General features: G+C 29.9%; 2 protein-coding genes. Both read right to left on the bottom strand.

The features are described 5' to 3' along the window. Positions 1-1056, bottom strand: a 1056-nt coding sequence (locus HNR35_RS05690) for an anti-CBASS protein Acb1 family protein (protein WP_183224545.1), incomplete at its 3' end; no start/stop codon positions are given. A gap of 62 nt (positions 1057-1118) precedes the next feature. Beyond that, positions 1119-1430: phage terminase large subunit family protein (locus tag HNR35_RS05695; protein ID WP_473246938.1), on the bottom strand; the 312-nt coding region annotated here is incomplete at its 5' end.

Raw genomic sequence — 1430 nt, forward strand, 5'->3', positions numbered from 1 at the left:
AAAATACTTACCAAGCTTTAAGTTACAAGAATTCTCAACTTGTTCTTGCACGCCTTTTAGAAAATCATAATAATTGCTCCTATCACCTTTACCATCATTTCCAAGTCCCTTAGCCTGTTCATTAAAACTTCTAGTTAAAGGCTCTTTAGTATCAGCACCAATTTTTGCTTTAATTAAGGCTAAAGCCTCTTTTAAATAACTAAGATCGTACTTAATAACCTCTAAGCTAGCACTAGGAGTCGCTGTATAAAACATCCCCTCATTATTTAAGTTATTTTTAAGCCTCGCTAGCTCATGTGCCAATGAGTCATTAAGACTTCTTAAATTAGAAATATCTTTATTATGATTATTCGAATTTTGTTTTCTCAAAAAGGACGATAAAATACCGCCCCCTTTATCACTACTGCTTTGAGTAAGTGTGCTTAAAGAAGTTGTTGCACTAGAGAGTGCATCTTGTAGTTGAACTAAAGATTCGTCTTTATAAAATAAAAAATTGTGGTTTTCAATACGTTTTTCTATTTCAACGTATATTTTTTCAAATAAATAAATATCTAACAAAAAACTTTCTGTATAACATGGAACATATCTTTTTAAGATATAATCAAAGTTTTCATATATTATGAGTCGACTTTTATGTATTTTAACACTGTCAAAAGAATTGTCCTTATTATTGGATTTTACTTTATAAGTTATATAATCAAAATCAACCCCCAAATCCCTTACAGATTCATAATCAAGGTACTTAAATCCAATAGGTAGCTCTTTATTAACTGGCTCTTCAAGATCTAGTATTGTATCTTGAGTTTTTACTAAAACATATCCAATTCCATGAAAACGGTAACTTATAATACAATTAAGTAGAGCAGCTTTAAGTTGTGCCTTTAATCTATCAAGTTCAAATTCACTAACATTGTGATCAGTACTCTCAAGAACAAGCCCATTCTTGAGACAATCTTCAGCTACATTTTCAATGTAATTTCTAAAAAATATTGAGTATCTATATAGTTCTAGTGAACTTATCTTATCCAGTAGTTTTGCTTTTCTTAAATCACACATTTTATTTCTCTTTATTAACTTGTGCACATAATAGCAAAAACTAATACTTTTGTCAATAAAATTTACAAAAATTTTTGATTGCCAAAGTGAACACTTCTATCTCTATATCCCAAAGACAACATTAAATATGCAGCTGATATTGCATCAAGAGCATCATCATAGGTTTTGTTGTCCCCTTTGTAAGAATAAATGTCATTAAATACAGAAGAACTACTGTACTTTGCAATGTAAAGTTTTTTGTAGGTAAACGGCGTAATTAACGATGTTATTCTACTAAATTTATTAGATTTTGGTTTAACAGGAACAATTCTAAAATTGTGGCTCATATTGTTTCTAAGAGTCATATATTCACGAGTCAACGCACCAGCACCTTT

This window comes from Borreliella spielmanii (assembly GCF_014201705.1).
GTDB classification, from domain to species: domain Bacteria; phylum Spirochaetota; class Spirochaetia; order Borreliales; family Borreliaceae; genus Borreliella; species Borreliella spielmanii.